The following is a 20,624-nucleotide window of genomic DNA, read 5'->3' as shown; positions in this document are numbered from 1 at the left end:
CCTTACTCATCATCAAGGTTAATACCCAAGGTATCAAAAATCCGATTCAAATCTTCATCTGATAAATATGTAATTTCAATTTTACCAGCACCTTTACGGTTACGAGTCATATGAACTTTCGTGCCAAATTTATCTTCTAATGCGTTCGTTGACGCTTTAATGTAAGGTGAAAGACTTGGTTGATTTTTAGTAGACGTTGCTTGTTCGTTCAACTTATTAACCAATTGTTCTAATTGACGAACTGTCATACCTTCTGCAACAGCACGCTTAGCAACTGGCGTAATGCGACGCTTATTATGGAGTCCCAATAAAGTTCGAGCCTGTCCCATTGATAACTGACCTGCATTTAATAAGTCCTTAACTTCATCGGGCAAATTTAACAATCGCAAAAAGTTAGCTACCGCTGAACGAGCTTTTCCTAATCGTTTAGCAACTTGTGCCTGGGTTAGATTAAGACCATCCATCATATCACGGTACGCTTGTGCTTCTTCCAACGGTGTCAAATCTTCACGTTGTAAGTTTTCCAAAATAGCAGCTTGCAACATTTGATCATCGTCTAATTTACGTACAATGGCTGGAATGGTTGTCAATTCTGCTAATTGTGATGCGCGCCATCGGCGTTCACCAGCTAATAATTCATATTGACTATTATCTTTAGGATTATGGCGCACAATAATTGGTTGCAAAACACCATTTTGTTTAATTGAATCTGCTAGTTCTTGCAATTTGTTTTGATCAAAAACGCGTCGTGGTTGAAATGGATTAGCAACAATTTTTTCAATTGCAATCTCTCGTACTTCGTCACCACTATTGACTGCATTATCCAAGCCTTGATCGGCAAATAAAGCGCCTAAGCCGCCACCTTTTGCACCAAGGCCCCCCAAACCTGTTTTCTTAGATTTCACCATGAGCTTTAAGGACCTCCTCTGCCAAGTTTGTGTAAACTTCAGCACCCTTTGATTTAGGATCATAGTCGATAATCGCCATTCCACGTGAAGGTGCCTCTGACAAACGTACATTACGTGGGATTACTGTATCGTATACTTCACTATCAAAGTACTCGCGCACGTTTTCAACAACATCGGCTGATAAATTAGTACGTGGATCCACCATTGTCATCAACACACCTTCAATTTCTAAATCTGGATTAAAATGACGTTTAACTAATTTCATATTATTCATCAATTGTCCCAAACCTTCTAGCGCATAATACTCAGCCTGCACTGGAATTAAAATTGAATCTGCTGCTGAAAAAGTATTAATTGTTACAAGTCCTAGTGAAGGTGGATTATCAATTAATACATAATCATATTTTTCACGAACATCACCTAATGCATTTTTTAGTCGCAATTCGCGTGCCATAACTGGGGCTAATTCTAGCTCTGCACCAGCTAAACGAATTGTTGCAGGTACAATATCAACACCTTCGTGTGATGTTGGTAAAACAACATCCAATAATGGTACGTCATTAATTAAAACATCATAAATGTCTTGTTCAATATTAGACTTATGTACACCCGTTCCTGAAGTTGCATTTCCTTGTGCATCAGTATCAATAATTAATACTTTCTTGCCAAAGGTAGCTAACGCAGCAGCTAAATTAACCGTTGTCGTTGTTTTACCAACGCCACCTTTTTGGTTTGCTAATGCAATAATGTGTCCCATTATTTTCTCCTTCCTACAATGGTTTACGCGCCGGATCTCCTGGTTTTCTTGGATAACGATTTGGTGTTGCAGTAATTTTTTCAATTACAATAATCGTTCTTGGATCACCATTTGGTAAGTTAACCGGTATTGATTCACCGATTTTACCACCAAGCTTCTTGATTGCTCCTTGAGCTTCTTCGAGTTCTTCATTGGCTGCACTACCTTTCATAGCTAGTAGCACACCGCCAACCTTTACCAAAGGCAAAGTTAATTCACCCAATACATTCAAACGAGCTAAAGCACGAGCCGTTGTCACATCATACTGTTCACGATTAGGGGCCTTTTTTTGTCCAAATTCTTCTGCACGAGCATGAATAACAGTCACATCTTCAAGGCCCAATTCATCAACTAATTCTTGCAAAAACTTAATGCGCTTATTTAAAGCATCAATAATTGTAATTTTTAGTTGTGGAAAGGCAATTTTTAATGGTAATGATGGAAAACCAGCACCAGCCCCTACATCAACCATGCTAAGTTGCTCAGTTTGCAACTTGGGATAAGCCCATGCCAAAGTTAACGAATCATAAAAGTGCTTTAAATACACCTCATCTCGATCCGTAATAGCTGTTAAATTCATATGTTCATTGACTTCTACCAATCGATCATAATACGTTTGATATTGTGCCAGTTGTTTATCATCTAAAATAATGTTTTTTTCGCGTAATGCCGCCGCAAATTCTTCGGGATTCATTATTATTCTCCAAACTGATTCCAATACTAAAAGAATACCGCAAAATGCCTATCTATTCAATAGTATGACCGAGTTGAATCTATTATATAACACGCTAATGTTCCACGTGAAACACCAATTAAATAGCAATAATTTTTTTCATAAACCAATCGTTGAACGCTTCAACATCGACTTTTATGGCAACGCTAACATTTTTGTCAGTTTCTTTATTTGCAACGGTCGCACCATTAGCGGGTCCTTCAGTAATTACCTCAACATGATAATCTTCAAATACAAACGATTCCGGTTGTGATAAATAAAACAACGTATTCACATCATGCATGGGTTTAGCACCATTCTGATCATCAGCGTAGTGATTAAATAAAGCTTGTAGCATCTGACCTGTTTGATTAATTTCACCTAATTTACGAATATTTTCCTTACTTAGCAAAGCTTGTAAAGTGACATTTAATCCAATCATTTTAATTGGCAATCCAGACGTAAATAAAATTTGTGCCGCATGCGGATCAGTAAAGACATTAAATTCTGCAACATTAGTGATGTTACCTTTTCCTAAGGTTCCACCCATTAAAACAATTTGCGCAATTTTAGGGAGCACTTCTGGATACATGCGAATTAACAACGCAATATTAGTAAATGCTCCTGTTGCAACAATTGTTATTTTTTCTGGGCTACTCATTAAAACATTACGCATTGCAACGACAGCATGTTCAGGTAAAACGTCTGTTTTAATATCTGGAAATTGCCAACCATCCATCCCCGATTCACCATGAACATCAGCTGCATCAGCATACTTTTTAATCAATGGTGCTGAAGCCCCTGCTGCAACTGGCACAACTTTTTCTTGATTAAAAAATTCAACTAATCGCAACGCATTTTTAGTTGTTTTATCAACTGAAACATTACCTGCAACTGTTGTTAGTAACATTACTTGAAATGTATCATCCGTTAAAGCAATTGATAATGCTGCTGCATCGTCAATTCCTGGATCCATATCCAATAATATCTTTTGCGTCATCTTTACACCTCATCCCCTTTTTGGTACTTAGATAGTATCACATGACAGCGCATGTTTGCGGTTCATTATTTTAATCGTTGCCAAATCTTTTCCTGTATTTTTGGCTGCGGATCTTTTTGAATGGCCGCCATTGACTGCCATTGTCCTCGACGTAACGTCTGATCATCTACTTCCGCTGTCAAAATAGTTACGGTCCATTTCAAATGTGTATATACATGAGTAACTGGTCGACCAGGTACTCGTTTTAACTCCGCAACAATACCATAATCTGTTGCTAAACGTTTCTGCGTTGCCTGAATCATTTCCTCTTCAGTCCAATTTGCATCGGTATCAGTTATAAAATCCGTTAATGGATATAGTGGCATCATCCAAAAATTACCTAATAAGCCATTTGCTGGCCGCTGTTCCCACAAGTAACCCGCGGGTGATTTTATAGCAACAGCAAAATACGTTACCGGCTTAGGCTTGGGTGCCTTCGTTTTAACCGGATAAAATTCCTCTGTACCATCCAAATAAGCAGCATTGAATGCTTTAACAGGTGAATGTTCACTATCATAATTTTTAGCGCTCATATATGATGAACCCAAATCCATAATTGCTTGGTTAAAATCACCTGGTCGTTTCTTATCAATTATTTTTTGTCCTAATTCAAAGAAAATTTTACGTGTTTTGGGCTGTGCAATGTCAGCATCGATTTTAAACAAACGCGCAAACACACGAAAAGCATTTCCATCAATTGCTGGGACAGGTTCATTAAAAGCAATGCTGGCAATTGCCGCAGCAGTATACGGACCAATTCCAGACAACTTTTGCAAATCCTGCATATTATCAGGCCATATACCTGCATAATCATCAATAATTTGTTGTGCTGCTTTTTGCATGTTACGCACTCTCGAATAGTAGCCCAAGCCTTCCCACGTCTTTAACAACAATTGTTCAGGTGCTGCGGCTAAATCTGCGATAGTTGGAAATGTTGCCATAAACCGCTCAAAATATGGAATAACAGTTTGAACCTGTGTTTGTTGTAACATAATTTCAGAAACCCAAATATGGTAAGGTTCTCTATCCCGACGCCATGGTAATGTTGCTCTTCCTTCTTGGTCATACCAAGTTAATAATGTTGCTTGAAAAGCGTTTATTTTATCATCATCCCACATTTCAATCATGAAAATTTGCCACCTTTTTAAAAGTTATTTACCTAGTGTAACATTTTATGATTTTCGATTTGCCTAAACCTCGTTTAATGAGAGATAATATAACTATAATAGATATAATAATAGATATAGAAAGAGGCATTTCCTTATGACAGATCAAACTTCACTGAAAAAATTAGCGGGGTATCGTGCAGCCGAATTAGTTGAAGATGGTATGGTAGTCGGTATTGGTTCTGGTTCAACAATTGCCTATGTCATTGAGGCACTAGGAAAGCGTGTTGCCGAAGATGGTCTTAAAATTAAGGGTGTCCCAACTTCTGATAAGACACGTCGTACTGCCGCAAAGCTAGGCATTCCAATGCACAACGTTGATGATGTTGATCATATTGATTTAACAATTGACGGTGCTGATCAAATTGATGAAAATTTTGCAGCCATTAAGGGTGGTGGTGCAGCATTACTTTGGGAAAAGATAGTTGCCGTTAACTCAAAACGTAACGTTTGGGTCGTTGATGATTCAAAACTATCAGAAACCCTAACTCACTACCTACCTGTAGAAGTTATCCCATATGGTGCTGACCAACTATTTAAGCGACTTGAAGCAAAGGGCTACAAGCCAACTTGGCGTTTAGATCAAAACGGTAACCCTGTTCGTACTGATTCAGCTAACTACCTAATTGATTTACACTTTGATAAAATGCCTGATCCATTTACTTTAGGTCGTGAGCTAACCAGTATGGTTGGAGTCGTTGAACACGGACTATTCTTAAATGTAGTTGATCAAGTGATTGTTGGGCGTCCAGACGAAACAGTTGACGTTTTTAACGCTCACCCATCACCTTTAATCTAAATATATAAAAAAGCTTAACTTTACTAACTTTTCGGCACTGTCGCCATTAATGGTTAGTTAAGTTAAGCTTTTTTTATTACGCATTCTTTTGTCCTTTAGGAATCAAAATTTTAAAAATGGTTCCCTTAGGTTGATTATCTACAATATCGATAGTACCACGATGTCCTTGTACAACCCATTTTGCAATGGACAATCCAAGTCCATGACCACCAGTCGATCGCGACCGTGCCTTATCAATACGATAGAAACGATCGAATAGATGTTTCTTATCTTCATCTGACACACCAGGTCCTGTATCGGAAACCATAATTCTCACATTATTACCGATCACTTTAGCTTCAATTGTTACACTAGCACCTTCACCAGCATACTTTTGTGCATTATCCGTTAGAATAACCAATAATTGACGTAATCGTTGCGCATCTCCCACAATTGGTACTGTATCAGGAACGTTAACTGACAAAGTTTGTTTTTTCTCAGCCGCATTGTAAGCATAAATATCACCGACTTCACGAATTGTTGCTGCCAAATCCATCTCCGCAAAAGCAAACAACGGAATATCAGCATCAGCCTGTGACAAAGTCAAAAGATCACCCGTTAGATTATTTAAATGTCTAACTTCAGTTAATGCATTTGCAACGCTCTCAACCTGATCCATCACAGTATCATTAGGATGCTCCAGCATACGTTCCAAATTATTTTGAATGACCGTCATTGGCGTTTTAAATTCGTGTGCAGCATCCGCAACGAAGGTTCGCTGTTGATTCCACGATCGCATAATCGGGCGCATATTAGCTCGGGTTAATGCCATTCCCATCAGCAACAATGCCAACTCTGATAATACATAAATCCAAAGCAAGCGCACTTGATATGATTCAACTAATTCATGTTCAGCTGTCACATCTACATATGCTAATTCATCATCACGTCGATTAAAAAAGTACCAACTACCACGATATTGGCGTAAATAAACTTTGTTTTCTTTTGGCAAATTCAACGTTTTAAAAGAACTGACAAAATCCGTGATTTGCGCCGTTTCCGTTTGAATAATTGGTCGATCAAATCGATTGGACTGCACATCAAATGCACGACTAACACGATGTTGCGCATTGCCATACATAACCGTTCGAAATTGATTAATGGTAAATGTACCAATTAACACGAAGACAAACGTAAAACCCATCACCATTAAAATCGTCATTTTTACTTGCTGTGGTAGCGAAGCGCGGATCCTCTGCAACCACTTTTTAAATCGATGCCATTGATAATGTGGTTCTTTGACCACTTTGGTATCAGCCATTAATCCTCTTCTGTTGCGTTTAGGGTGTAACCCACATTACGCAATGTCTTAATATTCACTTGCGCTTCCGCTTGGCGTAAGTTCTTACGTAGATTAGACATATAAACTTCAACTACTGTCAAAGAAGTATCTGAATCAAAGCCCCATAGACGATCAAAAATTTGATCCTTCGTAACAATTTGGCCAACGTGTTGTACTAGATAAACTAATAGTCCAAATTCACGGCCTTGCAAGCTAATTTCTTTATCACCAACTAATACTTTGTGTTGATCTACAAAAATTTGAATATTTCCAACTTCCAAAGCGCCATCTTGTCCTAACACACCCGTGTGACGTAGTAACGTCTTTAAACGAGCCAAAAGTTCTTCTTTGTAGAAAGGCTTCGTAATATATTCATCGGCTCCTAAATCAAAGCCTTGCATCTTGTCCGTTAATTCACCCTTAGCCGTTAACATCAAAATTGGTAAGTTTGGAAAGGCCTCTTTGGCTTTCTTTAAAATTGTAAAACCATCTTGTCCAGGCAACATGACATCTAAAATAACTGCATCATATACACCAGACTCAATTTCAAACCAACCTTCATCACCATCATGAACCTGCACAACTTCACCGAGTTCTGAGATAGTTTCCTTTACCGTATCATTTAACGCATAATCATCTTCAACCACTAATAATTTAATTGTATTTTCAACCATAACATTTGCCCTCTTTACTTGTTTGTTTCCATCTTTTAAAGGTGACTATAAGCGTTGAACCTTAAAATGTGCCTATTTTCAGCTTACCTAAACCTTAAATATTTAAGGTTCTATCCTTAATTATAGAGCCTAAATCTAATAATTGCTGAAAATTCGTTTTCTTTCACAAAAAAAAGAGCCGTGACAAATTCACAACTCTCTTTACGCTAATTTTATTTTTTACCCGTAAAGTAACTTACCAAACCAATTACAATCCAGATACCTAAAATAACGTATTCATATGGCCAAACCAATGAAACCGACGTTCCAGGAATAATAGTTGATACGGCAATCAAAATGGCAATCACACCACCAATAACAGGCAATGATAGATGCTTATTACGGAAACCACCCTTTAGCTCAGGATGCTTCTTACGAATTGCCAACAAGTTAAAGGCATTAATTCCCCAAGCCAAAGCTGTTAGGAATCCACCAATATCCAAGAAGTACGTCAAAGCACCTTTTCCAAGCCAACCTAATGCCAATACCAAAATTAATGTCATCACGATTGCACGACTTGGTGTGCCATACTTAGGGTGAACCTTTGCAAAATAACTTGGCAAAATCTTTTGTTCTGCTAATGAGTAAATTAAACGTGGTGCTGCTGAGAACAATGCCAAGAAACTAGTTCCCAAACCTAGGAACGCAATCACAAATGCAGCTGTTCCAAGAATTGGGAAGCCTTCTGCCTTGAAGGCATCAACCGTTCCCATTTCCATCATTGCCGTACTTTGCCATGGGTGAACCCATGCTGATGCCAGCAATACTAATAGGTAGTATGCTGCCGAAATCATAATTGCAATAACAACAATACGACCAATTTTACGAGCTGGTGTCTTAACTTCTTCAGCCATGACCCCAATTGATTCCCATCCAGTTAAGAATGTCATCGCCGGCAAAATAAAGCGGAAAATTTCGGGTACCTTTGTTTGATGGTCATAGAATGCTGGCCAAAAATTACTTGGCTTACCATGGCTAAACCCAACAACTACAAGGACAACACCGATTAAGACCAAAAAGATAAACAAAACAATCTGCACATTACTTGTTAAATTAGCACCACGATAGTTAATGGCGAAAATAAACAATGTAATTAATACACCCAAAATTAGTTCTGTGTAATGAACTTTAGCTCCCGCAAACGAATAGGCGGGACCTGTTGCGATTTTGGGAATAATTTGTGATAACAACATACTTGATGCCGTCACATAAAATGCCAAAGCACTTAAATATGATCCCAATAAAGCCCAACCGGCAAATAAACCACCTTTTTTACCAAACGCTTCATACCCATAAACGACTTCTCCACCTGCTTTTGGATAAACCGTTGACAATTCCGCAAATGATAGGGATACTAAAATCGCTAAAATCGAAGCCGCAAGTAGTCCAAAAATTTCTCCACCTGCTCCATATTGATGGAAAAATTGACTATTTGTATAGATCCAACTACTACCAATTACCCCACCAGCACCTAAAGAAACAATTCCAAATGTGCTAATACTAGGTTTTAATCCATTTTGTGCCATACACACAAACCTACCTTTCTCCGTCCTACTTATACTGAATTAAAAGTGCTTAAACACACAATACATCTCTAAACCATAGCTGTTTATTAAACATAATTCTACCAAAAAATGAGCGAGAAATGACAATATTTAATACAAATTAAATTTATTTATCATTTTGCTTTTTATTACTAATACAAAACAAAAAGGGCATCAATCCAAATGATTAGATCGATGTCCCAAACTTTTATTAACATATACTCAACTAAGCACGCTTTACAATTGCTTCAATCGACATTGCATGCATTGCTTGTAGATACTCTGTCGTATTAATATCAGGTGTACTTGCCAATAAGTGGAACGTACCACCGGAATTTTCAGATATTAATTGCTTATCCTCAAAACCATTCCGCATATAAAAATCATAACGACGAACTCGTTGTTCTTCATTTTCAGCCTGTGTACCAGTCTCTTCGGCTTCCAAAATAACGCCACCTGGATACCGTTCTTGCAACATGGCTAATGCGCGACTTCCAAAGCCTTTACTTTGAATATTTGCATCAATAGCAAAATACAATACAAACGCTTTTGATAGTCCAATTTCACATAAATAAACAATACCAACGACATTTTGTTCATCAACAACAACTTGCATCTTTATTGCATCTTGTTGTTCAACAAGGTCAAACAATTCCGAAATTGGTCGTTGTTCATATGGTGGAAACGCCTCATCATAAACGCGTTTCCAATCGTTTTGTGTATTTGGCGTAACATCAATGATCTCCATTCTTAACACCTCATTTAACTTATTTTCTTGTTTCCCCACGATTATATCATGGTAATAAAAAAGCACCAAGCTCGTCACTTGATGCCTCTGATTATGCTCATTAATTACAATCTGCATAATCATGTTAGTAGTTATCTACTAACTTACAGAACGTATCGCCCTTGTTTCCTTTTACAAGGGCGATACGTTTCGTTGATTGTTTAAATCTGCCAAAACGTATCACCCCCTTTCCTAGATTACTGACTATTATAAACTTTCATCTAAAAAATTCAAATCATTAATTTATAAGAGTAGCATGCGACATAACATCCATTAACTTATGACGCTGTACTTTGCCACTAGCTGTTCTTGGAAATTCATCAAGTTGATAGAATCTAGCGGGTACTTTGTAATGTGCTAGCATTTCGCGACCAAAATCACGCAAAGCTTCTTGGGATAATACGTTATTATCTTTAAAAGTAATAAAGGCAATTGGTACTGCACCCCATTTTTCATCAGGCACACCCACGACAGCTATTTGTGCAATTTCAGATAGCTCCGCATAAGCACTTTCAATTTCATCAGGGAAAACATTTTCACCACCCGACGAAATCATATCACCCTCACGACCATCAATATACAAGAATCCTTCATCATCGATCCAACCCATGTCACCAGTATCAAACCAACCGTCTTCAAATGAATCTGCATATTTTTCTGGTTGATTCAAATAACCGACTGCTAATGTTGGTGACTTAATTTGAATGCGCCCATGTTGTTTATTATCTGGATGTGCAATCCGCAAGGAAACCGGCAATAGTGGTTGACCAGCCGAACCAATTTTACGTGGTGCGTTTGCAGCATCTAAAGCGATTACTTGTGATGCAGTTTCAGTCATGCCGTACGATTGTACAACTTCAATACCAGCATTTGTTGCTTTCTGCAGAGTCGTTAAATCAGTAGGTCCGCCACCTAATAACATCGTCCGAAAATTACGATGATATTGCGTATTCGTAGGCAAAGCCGCTAACAAACGCGTCAACATCATCGGTACCACAGAAATTGTTGTTACCTCACCAGCAAGCAAAATATCATTAATTTTCTGAACATCAAACTTTTCAACCAAACGTACACCCATACCGTAAATCAATGAGCGCATCATAATTGATAAACCACTAATATGAAAAATCGGTACTACAGCTAGCCAAACGTCATTTGGCATAATACCTAAATTCAATGCTGAACCAACAGCTGAATAAAAATGATTACCAAATGTTTGCATTACACCTTTGGGATTACCCGTCGTGCCTGATGTATACATAATTGATGTAACTTTTTCTAAATCAAAGTCAGACACTGGTGTTATAGTATCCACAACAGTTGTATCAGAGATTTTTGCAAATGTCAGTTGTTGCACGTTTGATAACGTTAAATTAAAATCATCATCCTGCACAACAACATTAATAGCTGCATCTTTTAACTGAAAATCAATTTCTCGCGCAGCTAGACGACGATTAATTAGAACAACCGTCTTACCTAACTGTTGCACAGCCAAAATCATCAAATAACCTTGTAAATTATTTGATGTAATCACAGCCACACGTTCTTGATTTTGCGTATAGACTGCCAATTGAGAAGCTAACTTTAATACACGATCTTTCATCTGTGCAAAAGTTAACCTAGTATCTTGATAATGTACAGCTAAGCGATCAGGCGTTAACTGTGCTCTTTTTATTAGCCAATTATCCATATTCATTCCTTTTTTAAAATTATCCTTAAACGATAAAAAACTCAACAGCTGCCATTATTAATGGTCACCTATCGAGTCTCATCATTTATTTATGGGAATTTTGGATACTTTGAAAAATCAGGATCGCGCTTTTCTAGGAAGGCGTTCTTTCCTTCTTTTCCTTCATCAGTTGTGTAGTACAACATCGTTGCATCCCCAGCGAATTGTTGCAAACCAGCCAAACCGTCAGTATCTGCATTCATTGCGGCCTTAATAAAGCGCAAAGCAGTTGGTGACTTTTGCAAAATGATATTAGCCCATTCAATCGTTGCATCTTCAACTTCTGCCAATGGTACTACACGGTTAATCCAGTTCATATCATAAGCTTCTTTTGCTGTGTAGAACTTATTTAAGAACCAAACTTCTTTGGCACGCTTATGACCGATAACACGTGCCAAGTAACCTGAACCATAACCAGCATCAAATGAACCAACCTTAGGTCCTGTTTGACCAAACATAGCGTTATCAGCGGCAATCGTCAAATCACAAACTAGTTGCAAAATGTTACCACCACCAACTGACCATCCCTTAACCATTGCAATAATTGGCTTAGGAATGATACGCATCAAGTGTTGTAGGTCCAAAACATTCAAACGAGCAATGTGATCATGTCCAACATAACCACCATTACCACGAACTGATTGATCACCACCAGATGAAAAGGCCTTATCACCTTCACCGGTTAAAATAATAACGCCAATTGAGGCATCATCGCGCGCAATTGAAAACGCATCAATCATTTCTTGCACCATATCTGGTGTAAATGCATTGTGGTGTCGTGGATTATTCATCGTTATTTTTGCGATGGCATCGGCACGCTCAAAGAAAATTTCTGAATATTCTTTAACTGTTGACCATTCTACTGTCATATCTCTTCTGCACTTCCTATTTTTTGTTCTTTTTATGCTGTAAACACTATTAGTAGTATAACTTTTTCTATTATTTTTTCCAAATTAATATTAGAATGATGAATAATAATCTATATTAAGTGAGGTTTCATGATGAACGCTCTAGAGTATCTAAATGTGCAAACTGACACCATTTCAGCTGAGAAAACTATTATTCGCTTACCTATTTCAGATAACATCAAACAACCTTATGGTATCGTGCATGGCGGTATCAATGCCTTTTTAGCTGAAACTGCATCTAGCTTGGGAGCCCAAGCATCTATAACCGATGACAAACACATCCCCGTTGGTGTTGATATTCATACGCACCATCTATCGCCTGCAAATCAAGGGACCCTAATAGCAAATGCGACACCAATAAAACTAGGCCATCGTATTCAAACTTGGCAAGTCGACATTTTTATAGAAGAAACTCAACAAAAAACTGCCACCTCAACCGTTACTATTATGATTACTAGCAAGCCTTAATTTAATAAAGTCAACAAAATACTATTAGGTAATGGTTGATTATGATATACAATTTTATTCACTTTACTAGTCGTAGTTGCGTCAGTTAAAGTTATCGGTCCTAAATTAGTCTGCGCGTTGGCATAACGCCAACCTTTAGTAACCAGATGCTCAACAATATGTTGTGGTGGCAATAAACACATTGGTTTCATCTGTCCATACAAGTAATCAGAAATTTGTTCTATTTGATTAGAAAAATGTTCTGAACTCTTCCTATCAACATAAGGCACAACAACTGTCATCTGACTAAAATCAAAAATATGTAATGTCCCATTACCTATTAATTGACGTTCCAAACTGCGGAACGTTTTTTCTTTATGCATCATTACGATGCTTTCTTTTTGTACAAATTGCCAAGTATCATCATTGTCTTGCAATGCTTGGTAGAGTTGTTTGGCATAACCAAACATCATAAAATCTGTTAAAACGATAACCTTATTAACCTGATTACTTAACCAATTTGCTACAACTACCACATCTAATTGTTGACGCTGCGCAAGCATACCATCAATAATCGCAAATTTCATTGTCTTGTCCCCATTTCAAAAGCGCTGTTACCAGTGTAGACAACAAAACAACGTGCAACAATAACATCATTAACTAACTTTTTTCATCATAATAAAAAAGACACCAAACTCACCAAATAGTGAACTGATGTCCTTAAAAATGTAATAAAAAACAGGATTTCAGGTATCCCAACCCATTAATTACATATCGTCCAAACGACCCCATTTAGGATGACCTTCTTCATTTTCTTCGGGTTCTTCAACAACCGTATTATCGATAATAGGCGCATGTTCGGCAGATAAAATCTCCGTTAATAACTTGTTCAAGGCTACTATCTCTTCATGTGACAGCGTCAATCCTTTACCCATTTTACTATTGTCGGGTGACCATGATCGCAAATCAAACTTAGGTTTATTATCACCCCATTGTACGAAATTCAATTGTAGTTCCCAACCACTCTTGCTAGTTGATAGTGAACCAAATTTTTCTAAAATATCATATGATAATTTTGCCATTTGTCCCTCCTAAAGCATACTAATTAAACGAAACCGATATCATGTGATGTTTGTGTTTGAATCATCTTTGTGATTGTTTGCGGATCATGTGTTTGATCTAGCACCCACATCAACTTAGCAACAACAGCTTCTGTATTCATATCACCAACAGTCACGCCGCCTGCATCAGCAACACGTTTACCAACCTCATACAAATTAATATCTTGGCCTTCTTCTAAAATCTGTGTTGTGATAATAACTGGAATATTTGCTGCAATTAATTTTTCAATACCAGGAATCAAATTACGTCTTTGAAATGGTAAACCACCATTACCAAAACTTTCAATAATGACACCATGGGTATGGTCTACTAAATAATCAAAAATATCAACTGACAATCCTGGAAAGGCCTTTAGTACAAATATATTTGGATCTAATGAAGCGTGCGATTTCAACTGATGTTCTTCATGTTCTGGTTCATATAATGACACCATTTCGCCAGCATTCACACTAGCTAAATATGGATAATTAATACTTTCAAACGCATCATAACTTTTAGTTTTTGTCTTCACAGCTCGCGTTCCCATCATAACCAAACCATTAAACACTAAATAAACCCCGGTTAAATGAGTTTGACTAACAAACGTCACAGCATCGTCCAAATTTCGAATCGCATCCGTTTGTAACTCTCCCAACGGAATCTGTGAACCTGTTAGTGCAACTGGCTTTTTAACGCCATACAATAAATATGACAATGCCGCAGCTGTGTAGCCCATAGTATCAGTACCATGAGTCACAATAAAGCCATCAAATTCATCCTCATGTTCTAAAATTCGACCAGCAATAATCAACCAATCTTCCGGTTGCATATTGGTTGAATCTTTTCCCATAATATTTTCAACTGACATTTGAACATTATCCCGTGGAACAACATAAGTCATCAATTCATCAGCTGTCATCCCAGGTGCTAAACCTTGCTCTGTTTTGGTAGAGGCAATTGTTCCACCTGTCGTTAAAACCAATAATTTTTTCATCGGCTTTCTCCCATATCTAAACGTATCTTATTGCTTATTATCGCACACTTACTTTTCTCAATATACCGTTAAATAAAAATAAAGCCTCTAAAGGGCCTTCACCCTTTGGGCTTCCAATAAATAATTTTATTTTTTAATCATGTTGACTACCGTAAAAAAAATATACCAACATACCAACGACCAACCAAGCAATCATTAACCAAATGGCGGCCATGTTTAATGAACACAATAAGATAAATGAGGCTAACACCGTCATAATTGGTAAAATAGGAAACCAGGGCATTTTAAAGCCATTGTGTACAATATCTTGTCGCTTTCGTAATCGCAAAACCGCAAGTCCAGCCACAATAAATGCTAATAATGTGCCAGCTGAAACTAAGTTAGCAAGCATGCCAATTGGAAAAACTGCACCTAAAATAATCGCAATAATCGTTATCATAATAACAGCTGTCTTAGGTAATCCCTTTTGATCCATCCTTGCAAACTGTCGGGGCATTAACCCATCACGGCCAAATGAATAAATAAGACGCGAACCACCAATTAGCAATGCTACTAACCCTGAAAACATCCCTACCAATGCAACGACCGACAACAAATTAGCTGTAAATAAATGGCCAGATTCTCGTAATGCCCAAGCTGCTGGCTCAGCATTATTTAAAAATTTTTCATATGGAAACATTCCCGTTAGTACTGCCGCAACACCAACAAACAAGGCTGTTGCAATAATTAATGTCCCAATAATTGCTTGAGGCATTGTTTTTTGTGGATTTTTTACTTCAGCTGAATTAGCGGCAATCGTATCAAAGCCAATGTATGCAAAAAATATTTGTGTTGCACCTGCTAAAATACCAGTCATCCCACCAAAATGTGTCCCCGGTTGATGTTGTGGTACAAAGGGCACCCAATTATTCACTTGCACAGCTGTCAGTCCAACTAAGATAAACAAGATAATAACTAAAATTTTTCCAATCACCAACCAATTTTCAATGCGAGCAATATTTTTTAAACCGCGACACGCTAAATAACCAACTAATAAAATTGCTAACGCACCAAACAAATCAAATCCAGTTCCATTATTAATATTAAACGCTGCTTGAAAAAATTGCGGTAATTCGAACCCGAACCCCGTTAAATAGCCTTGAAAATATGATGACCAGGCCGAAGATACCAATGCTAATGCAATTAAATATTCAGCCAAAATTGCCCACCCAGCTAACCATCCAATAAATTCACCAAAAATAACGTTAGCCCAAGAATAAATTGAACCCGCAAAAGGCATTGCTGATGCCAATTCGGCATAAGCCAAAGCTGCCAGTCCAGCAATTAAGGCAGCCAAAATAAACGAAATAACAACCGCAGGTCCAGCATATTCAGCAGCTACAATTCCGGGCATGGTAAAGACACCTGCACCAATCACAGTTCCAATCCCCATCGCAATCATTTCTCGTTTACCCAATACTGCTTTTAATTTACCATCTTTATCCGCATAATGTTGTGGACTCTCACACCGACACATTTTTTGCCATAATGTTAATTTACGCATTGTTTTCCTCTTGCAAAAATTTATTATTATTCACCACCTGATTTATTAACCAGCGGCATATAACTGATAAAATTTTCTCATCAAAAATTAGAAAATGCTGACTAAATTCTTATTATTTGATTAATAAACAAGTCGATAATTTTCATTATTTCAAAATAACCCTTGAATTTAATAAATAATAATGCTATTCTTCTAGTTATTAATTAACGCATGGAGGTCATTCATTATGTTTAAGTCTAAAATGGAAAATAACAATTTAATAACGACCACCACCTCAACCACCATCTTGGCTGGTTGGGGAATTTAGCGTGCTATTAATAAACTATTGATTATTAGCAACCCATCCAATCAGCTCGACACCCTTTTTTCGCGGTGCAGGTTAATTGGATGGGTTTTTTGTATACTCTTTAAACAAAAAGGAGAAAAGCTTATGAAGCAAGACAGAAGTAAATTAGAATTAAAACGGTCCTTAACGGGTGGTCAGATGCAAATGATCGCCCTGGGGGGAACAATCGGGGTCGGCCTGTTCATGGGTTCTACTTCAACCATTCAGTGGACTGGTCCTTCAGTTCTATTAGCTTACGCATTTGTAGGTATCCTACTATACTTAGTCATGCGTGCCTTAGGTGAGATGATTTTTATCAACCCATCAACCGGATCATTCGCTGACTATGCTTCAAATTACATCCACCCTTTAGCAGGTTATCTAACAAAATGGAGTAATGTTTTCCAATATATCGTTGTTGGTATTAGTGAGGTTGTTGCTGTTAGCACTTATTTAAATTATTGGTGGCCTCATTTACCAGGTTGGATTTCTGGTGTGGTTGTTATTGCTACCCTAACATTAGCTAATCTTGCTTCAGCCAAAGCATACGGTACCATGGAATTTTATTTTGCAATGATTAAAGTTGTTACAATTATCATCATGATTGTACTTGGTTTGATGGTTATCTTCTTAGGACTGGGTAATAACTGGCATGCTGTTGGTTTATCTAACCTATGGGCTCATGGTGGTTTCTTTACGGGTGGTGTTAAAGGATTTATCTTCGCCCTATCAATCGTTGTGGGTTCATACCAAGGTATTGAAGTTCTTGGTATTACAGCCGGTGAAGCTGAACATCCAAAACATGCCATTATCGCATCTGTTCGCTCAATTGTTTGGCGTATTTTGATTTTCTATATTGGTGCTATTTTTGTTATCGTAACAATTTATCCATGGAATCAACTGGATGCTGTTGGATCACCATTCGTTGAAACATTTGCTAAAGTCGGAATTTCAGGAGCGGCCGGAATTATTAACTTCGTTGTGCTAACTGCTGCTATGTCTGGTGCAAATTCAGGTATTTACAGTTCAAGTCGTATGTTATTCAAATTATCAAGAGATGGTCAAACAACGAAGGTTTTATCTAAAATTTCTTCACATCAAGTACCTTATGTTTCTATCTTAGCCATTTCTGGTGGTATCTTACTTGGTCTTATTTTAAACACAGTTTTCACAGCCTATAGCAAATCAACTGCTGACCTATTTGTGTTAGTTTATAGTTCTAGTGTGCTACCAGGTATGGTACCTTGGTTCGTTATTCTAGTTTCAGAGCTACGCTTTAGAGCTGCTAATAAAAATTTGATGGAAAAGCATCCATTTAAAATGCCACTTTACCCATTAACAAATTACTTTGCCCTACTAGCATTAATCGTCATCGTCATTTTTATGTTTATCAATCCTGATACACGTATTTCGGTAAGTATTGGTGCAGGCTTCCTAATTTTGTTATCAATTATCTACTTCATTCAAGCACGTAAATCTAATAATAAACAAATAGATTAACTAAAAAGCTCTACGTTTGCCGATTCGACAAGCGCAGAGCTTTATTTTTATAACTAATGTTGTCTACCAATTTTAGAAGTAATGCCTTTTTGCGCCATTAAATCTTCCATTTCATTCACCATGGTCAAAACTTCCGTATCACCAATACGTTGTCGCGCACGACTTAATGTTGATGAACTAAACGGCCGTTCATACACATAACCAGGTAAACCGACAAAATATTGTAGGTACGGATTTTCTTTAATTTGTTCCAATGTTTCTTCATCTGTTAATTCTAACAACTGTTGAATCATCAAAGCACCAAATACCAATCGAAATGGTAAGGGTTTAGGTCCACGATTACTCGTAAAAACCATCGCATATTGCCCTTCCAAATCATGCCATGGCATATTATCAGCACGCACAACCCATCGATTATCTCGATTAATTGGTAAACCAGTTGGTTGATTAAAATCATCAAACGACATTTGTTCATAATTTGTCACATGATATTTTCCCATCCGAATGCACTCCCTACTAATTATACTTGTACATTTATTATCGCATACTTTTATAATAAGCAGGTAATTTTACGTATTCCTATAAGTAGTTAATTCATCAGTATTATTTATTTTTAACTTGGTAATAATAATAAACTGGGATACCAATAGCAACAAAAACAAACGAAATCAAAACCATTGAAAAGCTAGCAATCAGAGTATTAATTAACACAAACAAAGCACCGCCAATTGCAATTATAGGTACCAATGGATACAACGGTACTTTAAATAAAGTTGCATCCTGCTCAACACCATTTTTACGATCCTGTACTCTTAAAATAAAAACACCACAGAATGTTGCCGCATAAAACAACCAAATAACAAACACAGCCATATCTGACAGCCAATCAGCACCTGAAATGACAATTAGAATCATAGCTAAACCAGCCGTGGTCCATAATGCCGCAATTGGTTCCTTTGCCTTATTAATACGCTTTAAAAAGCGAGGTAAAACGCCCTCATCAGCCATTGCATAGACCATACGTGGAAATGCCAACATTTTTCCATTTAACGTTCCTGCCATTGAAACTAAAATACCAATCGCTAGTAACTTACCTCCTACTTGACCAAAAGCTTGTTTTGCAACGGTATACGGCACCTGACTATCTAGCGCAACAATTTGATTTGCTGGAACTGCTTGATAAATACCATAAGTCACACCAACATAAGCTAAAATAACAATCAACAATCCAAAAATAATTGCTCTTGGTAAATTCTTACTTGGATTTTTTAACTCACCACCCAAATTTGCCAACGTTGCCCAACCATCATAAGCAAATAGTGTTGCTAAAATAGCTAATCCAAAGTTTCCAGACGCTGTTGACGTAACATGAGCTACCGTTTGTCCCAACGCATCTGCCTTACCAAAAAACATACCAAAAATAATTAATGCAGCAATCGGAATTAGCTTAATACTTGTTGTCGTAACTTGAAAGGCGCTTGCAATACGATTATCAAATGAATTCATTGTCGTAATCAAGATTAATGTAATAATGCCAATGACAGGTACCCATTGCATCGGAATCCCAAAAAAGTCTGCAAATAATTGTGAAAAGTATGCAGTCACTGAGGCAATAATTGCTGGTGCATAAATGGCAACCTGCGTCCAACCTGTCAAAAAGCCGACAAATTCACCGTATAATTTCTTCATATAAACATAAATGCCACCAGTTTCAGGAATTCTTGATCCAACTTCTGATACTGTTAAACCACCCGCTAATGTAATCAAACCACCGATTAACCATGCTGCTAAACCAGCATTTGTGCCCCCTGCTGTCTCTAAAACTTGTCCTTGTTTAAAGAAAATCCCTGACCCAATGACTGTTCCAATTACAACCGAAATCCCCGTCCACACGCCCATCGAGCGCCTTAATTCATGCTTGCCTGTTTCCATATATCTTCTCCTTTATTCCAAACAAAAAAGCCATTCATCCTGGGTAATAGCAGTAAACCTGTATTACCCAAGTTGAATGGCTTTTATTAGTGATAGTTAATTAATCACCTCAAAATACCCAACTGTTTGGTAACACAGTTGAGTCAGAGGACGTCATCATATTAAATTTTAAATTATTCTTATTCATACGGTCTGCCCTCCTTTTGTTCGTGATTTAGTATATGAATAAATTACCACAGCCCTTATTGTTTGACAACTGTTTTTTAATTTTATTTTAATTTGCTCTCATAAAGTAAGCAATTTTATCTATATTGCATATTTAATATTCTTTATTATGCCTTTAAAAAGAAAATTAAGTTA

Annotated in this window: 20 protein-coding genes; 3 read left to right on the top strand and 17 right to left on the bottom strand. The window is 37.3% G+C overall.

Annotation, left to right across the window (positions count from 1 at the left end; translation table 11 throughout):
• Positions 1–2: 2 nt before the first annotated feature.
• The 5 genes from GA0061074_RS03030 to mutY all read right to left on the bottom strand — a co-directional run bounded on the left by GA0061074_RS03030 (position 3) and on the right by mutY (position 4,582).
• Complete coding sequence (locus GA0061074_RS03030; protein WP_092461734.1) at positions 3–908, bottom strand: ParB/RepB/Spo0J family partition protein; 906 nt, start codon at positions 906–908, stop codon at positions 3–5.
• Positions 895–1,665 (bottom strand): ParA family protein, encoded by a 771-nt coding sequence (locus GA0061074_RS03025; protein WP_092461732.1) that lies wholly within the window; start codon positions 1,663–1,665, stop codon positions 895–897. The genes GA0061074_RS03030 and GA0061074_RS03025 overlap by 14 nt, the downstream gene beginning before the upstream one ends.
• A gap of 13 nt (positions 1,666–1,678) precedes the next feature.
• The gene (rsmG, locus tag GA0061074_RS03020; protein ID WP_092461730.1) at positions 1,679–2,398 is read right to left on the bottom strand and encodes a 16S rRNA (guanine(527)-N(7))-methyltransferase RsmG; all 720 of its coding nucleotides are present in this window, start codon (positions 2,396–2,398) and stop codon (positions 1,679–1,681) included.
• Positions 2,399–2,516: 118 nt separating this feature from the next.
• Positions 2,517–3,416, bottom strand: coding sequence for a ribonucleoside hydrolase RihC (gene rihC / locus GA0061074_RS03015; protein ID WP_092461728.1), 900 nt, complete (start codon positions 3,414–3,416; stop codon positions 2,517–2,519).
• Between the two features lie 65 nt (positions 3,417–3,481).
• Positions 3,482–4,582, bottom strand: a complete 1,101-nt coding sequence (gene mutY, locus GA0061074_RS03010; protein WP_092461726.1) for an A/G-specific adenine glycosylase — start codon at positions 4,580–4,582, stop codon at positions 3,482–3,484.
• Between the two features lie 136 nt (positions 4,583–4,718).
• On the opposite strand from mutY, the gene rpiA reads away from it, so the two are divergent.
• Positions 4,719–5,420, top strand: a complete 702-nt coding sequence (rpiA, locus tag GA0061074_RS03005; RefSeq protein WP_092461724.1) for a ribose-5-phosphate isomerase RpiA — start codon at positions 4,719–4,721, stop codon at positions 5,418–5,420.
• A gap of 76 nt (positions 5,421–5,496) precedes the next feature.
• Here the strand turns inward: rpiA and GA0061074_RS03000 are convergent, their stop codons facing one another.
• The 6 genes from GA0061074_RS03000 to menB all read right to left on the bottom strand — a co-directional run bounded on the left by GA0061074_RS03000 (position 5,497) and on the right by menB (position 12,383).
• Positions 5,497–6,720: a sensor histidine kinase gene (locus GA0061074_RS03000; protein ID WP_092461722.1), complete on the bottom strand. Its 1,224-nt coding sequence runs from the start codon at positions 6,718–6,720 to the stop codon at positions 5,497–5,499.
• Positions 6,720–7,415, bottom strand: a complete 696-nt coding sequence (locus GA0061074_RS02995) for a response regulator transcription factor (RefSeq protein ID WP_092461720.1) — start codon at positions 7,413–7,415, stop codon at positions 6,720–6,722. The genes GA0061074_RS03000 and GA0061074_RS02995 overlap by 1 nt, the downstream gene beginning before the upstream one ends.
• Before the next feature lie 212 nt (positions 7,416–7,627).
• Complete coding sequence (locus GA0061074_RS02990; protein ID WP_092461718.1) at positions 7,628–8,980, bottom strand: APC family permease; 1,353 nt, start codon at positions 8,978–8,980, stop codon at positions 7,628–7,630.
• 244 nt (positions 8,981–9,224) lie between these two features.
• Positions 9,225–9,746, bottom strand: coding sequence for a GNAT family N-acetyltransferase (locus GA0061074_RS02985; RefSeq protein WP_092461716.1), 522 nt, complete (start codon positions 9,744–9,746; stop codon positions 9,225–9,227).
• Positions 9,747–10,023: 277 nt separating this feature from the next.
• On the bottom strand, positions 10,024–11,475 hold the full coding sequence (locus GA0061074_RS02980; RefSeq protein ID WP_092461714.1) for an o-succinylbenzoate--CoA ligase: 1,452 nt from the start codon (positions 11,473–11,475) through the stop codon (positions 10,024–10,026).
• Positions 11,476–11,564: 89 nt separating this feature from the next.
• Positions 11,565–12,383 (bottom strand): 1,4-dihydroxy-2-naphthoyl-CoA synthase, encoded by an 819-nt coding sequence (gene menB / locus GA0061074_RS02975; protein ID WP_092461712.1) that lies wholly within the window; start codon positions 12,381–12,383, stop codon positions 11,565–11,567.
• A 132-nt stretch (positions 12,384–12,515) separates the two neighbouring features.
• On the opposite strand from menB, the gene GA0061074_RS02970 reads away from it, so the two are divergent.
• The gene (locus GA0061074_RS02970) at positions 12,516–12,890 is read left to right on the top strand and encodes a PaaI family thioesterase (RefSeq protein WP_092461710.1); all 375 of its coding nucleotides are present in this window, start codon (positions 12,516–12,518) and stop codon (positions 12,888–12,890) included.
• Here GA0061074_RS02970 and GA0061074_RS02965 read toward each other — a convergent pair.
• The 4 genes from GA0061074_RS02965 to GA0061074_RS02950 form a co-directional block, all read right to left on the bottom strand.
• Positions 12,887–13,456 carry a hypothetical protein gene (locus GA0061074_RS02965; RefSeq protein WP_092461708.1) on the bottom strand — a complete coding sequence of 190 codons (570 nt, stop codon included), beginning with the start codon at positions 13,454–13,456 and terminating at the stop codon, positions 12,887–12,889. The two genes, GA0061074_RS02970 and GA0061074_RS02965, sit on opposite strands and share 4 nt — an antisense overlap.
• Positions 13,457–13,636: 180 nt before the next feature.
• Positions 13,637–13,951 carry a YdbC family protein gene (locus tag GA0061074_RS02960; RefSeq protein ID WP_092461706.1) on the bottom strand — a complete coding sequence of 105 codons (315 nt, stop codon included), beginning with the start codon at positions 13,949–13,951 and terminating at the stop codon, positions 13,637–13,639.
• 23 nt (positions 13,952–13,974) lie between these two features.
• Positions 13,975–14,964: an asparaginase gene (locus tag GA0061074_RS02955; protein ID WP_092461704.1), complete on the bottom strand. Its 990-nt coding sequence runs from the start codon at positions 14,962–14,964 to the stop codon at positions 13,975–13,977.
• A gap of 133 nt (positions 14,965–15,097) precedes the next feature.
• Positions 15,098–16,507 carry an APC family permease gene (locus GA0061074_RS02950; RefSeq protein WP_092461702.1) on the bottom strand — a complete coding sequence of 470 codons (1,410 nt, stop codon included), beginning with the start codon at positions 16,505–16,507 and terminating at the stop codon, positions 15,098–15,100.
• 430 nt (positions 16,508–16,937) lie between these two features.
• On the opposite strand from GA0061074_RS02950, the gene GA0061074_RS02945 reads away from it, so the two are divergent.
• Positions 16,938–18,332, top strand: a complete 1,395-nt coding sequence (locus tag GA0061074_RS02945; protein ID WP_092461700.1) for an amino acid permease — start codon at positions 16,938–16,940, stop codon at positions 18,330–18,332.
• Positions 18,333–18,385: 53 nt separating this feature from the next.
• Here GA0061074_RS02945 and GA0061074_RS02940 read toward each other — a convergent pair whose 3' ends face one another.
• Positions 18,386–18,832 carry a transposase gene (locus tag GA0061074_RS02940; RefSeq protein WP_092461698.1) on the bottom strand — a complete coding sequence of 149 codons (447 nt, stop codon included), beginning with the start codon at positions 18,830–18,832 and terminating at the stop codon, positions 18,386–18,388.
• 103 nt (positions 18,833–18,935) lie between these two features.
• The gene (locus tag GA0061074_RS02935; RefSeq protein WP_092461696.1) at positions 18,936–20,264 is read right to left on the bottom strand and encodes an APC family permease; all 1,329 of its coding nucleotides are present in this window, start codon (positions 20,262–20,264) and stop codon (positions 18,936–18,938) included.
• Positions 20,265–20,624 lie beyond the last annotated feature (360 nt).

The sequence above is a fragment of the Weissella bombi genome (assembly GCF_900094835.1).
In the GTDB taxonomy this organism is placed as follows: domain Bacteria; phylum Bacillota; class Bacilli; order Lactobacillales; family Lactobacillaceae; genus Weissella; species Weissella bombi.
Note: the sequence above shows the minus strand (reverse complement) of the source record. Positions and strands in the feature narration are given on the sequence as shown.

Excerpts from the sequence above, each read along its gene's own strand:
- rpiA (WP_092461724.1), top strand. The coding sequence starts at position 4,719 with ATGACAGATCAAACTTCACTGAAAAAATTAGCGGGGTATCGTGCAGCC.
- GA0061074_RS03030 (WP_092461734.1), bottom strand. The coding sequence starts at position 908 with ATGGTGAAATCTAAGAAAACAGGTTTGGGGGGCCTTGGTGCAAAAGGT.
- GA0061074_RS02980 (WP_092461714.1), bottom strand. The coding sequence starts at position 11,475 with ATGGATAATTGGCTAATAAAAAGAGCACAGTTAACGCCTGATCGCTTA.
- GA0061074_RS02985 (WP_092461716.1), bottom strand. The coding sequence starts at position 9,746 with ATGGAGATCATTGATGTTACGCCAAATACACAAAACGATTGGAAACGC.
- menB (WP_092461712.1), bottom strand. The coding sequence starts at position 12,383 with ATGACAGTAGAATGGTCAACAGTTAAAGAATATTCAGAAATTTTCTTT.
- GA0061074_RS02950 (WP_092461702.1), bottom strand. The coding sequence starts at position 16,507 with ATGCGTAAATTAACATTATGGCAAAAAATGTGTCGGTGTGAGAGTCCA.
- GA0061074_RS02935 (WP_092461696.1), bottom strand. The coding sequence starts at position 20,264 with ATGGAAACAGGCAAGCATGAATTAAGGCGCTCGATGGGCGTGTGGACG.
- GA0061074_RS03025 (WP_092461732.1), bottom strand. The coding sequence starts at position 1,665 with ATGGGACACATTATTGCATTAGCAAACCAAAAAGGTGGCGTTGGTAAA.
- GA0061074_RS02995 (WP_092461720.1), bottom strand. The coding sequence starts at position 7,415 with ATGGTTGAAAATACAATTAAATTATTAGTGGTTGAAGATGATTATGCG.
- GA0061074_RS02970 (WP_092461710.1), top strand. The coding sequence starts at position 12,516 with ATGAACGCTCTAGAGTATCTAAATGTGCAAACTGACACCATTTCAGCT.
- GA0061074_RS02940 (WP_092461698.1), bottom strand. The coding sequence starts at position 18,832 with ATGGGAAAATATCATGTGACAAATTATGAACAAATGTCGTTTGATGAT.
- rsmG (WP_092461730.1), bottom strand. The coding sequence starts at position 2,398 with ATGAATCCCGAAGAATTTGCGGCGGCATTACGCGAAAAAAACATTATT.
- GA0061074_RS02945 (WP_092461700.1), top strand. The coding sequence starts at position 16,938 with ATGAAGCAAGACAGAAGTAAATTAGAATTAAAACGGTCCTTAACGGGT.
- GA0061074_RS02955 (WP_092461704.1), bottom strand. The coding sequence starts at position 14,964 with ATGAAAAAATTATTGGTTTTAACGACAGGTGGAACAATTGCCTCTACC.
- GA0061074_RS03000 (WP_092461722.1), bottom strand. The coding sequence starts at position 6,720 with ATGGCTGATACCAAAGTGGTCAAAGAACCACATTATCAATGGCATCGA.
- mutY (WP_092461726.1), bottom strand. The coding sequence starts at position 4,582 with ATGATTGAAATGTGGGATGATGATAAAATAAACGCTTTTCAAGCAACA.
- rihC (WP_092461728.1), bottom strand. The coding sequence starts at position 3,416 with ATGACGCAAAAGATATTATTGGATATGGATCCAGGAATTGACGATGCA.
- GA0061074_RS02965 (WP_092461708.1), bottom strand. The coding sequence starts at position 13,456 with ATGAAATTTGCGATTATTGATGGTATGCTTGCGCAGCGTCAACAATTA.
- GA0061074_RS02990 (WP_092461718.1), bottom strand. The coding sequence starts at position 8,980 with ATGGCACAAAATGGATTAAAACCTAGTATTAGCACATTTGGAATTGTT.
- GA0061074_RS02960 (WP_092461706.1), bottom strand. The coding sequence starts at position 13,951 with ATGGCAAAATTATCATATGATATTTTAGAAAAATTTGGTTCACTATCA.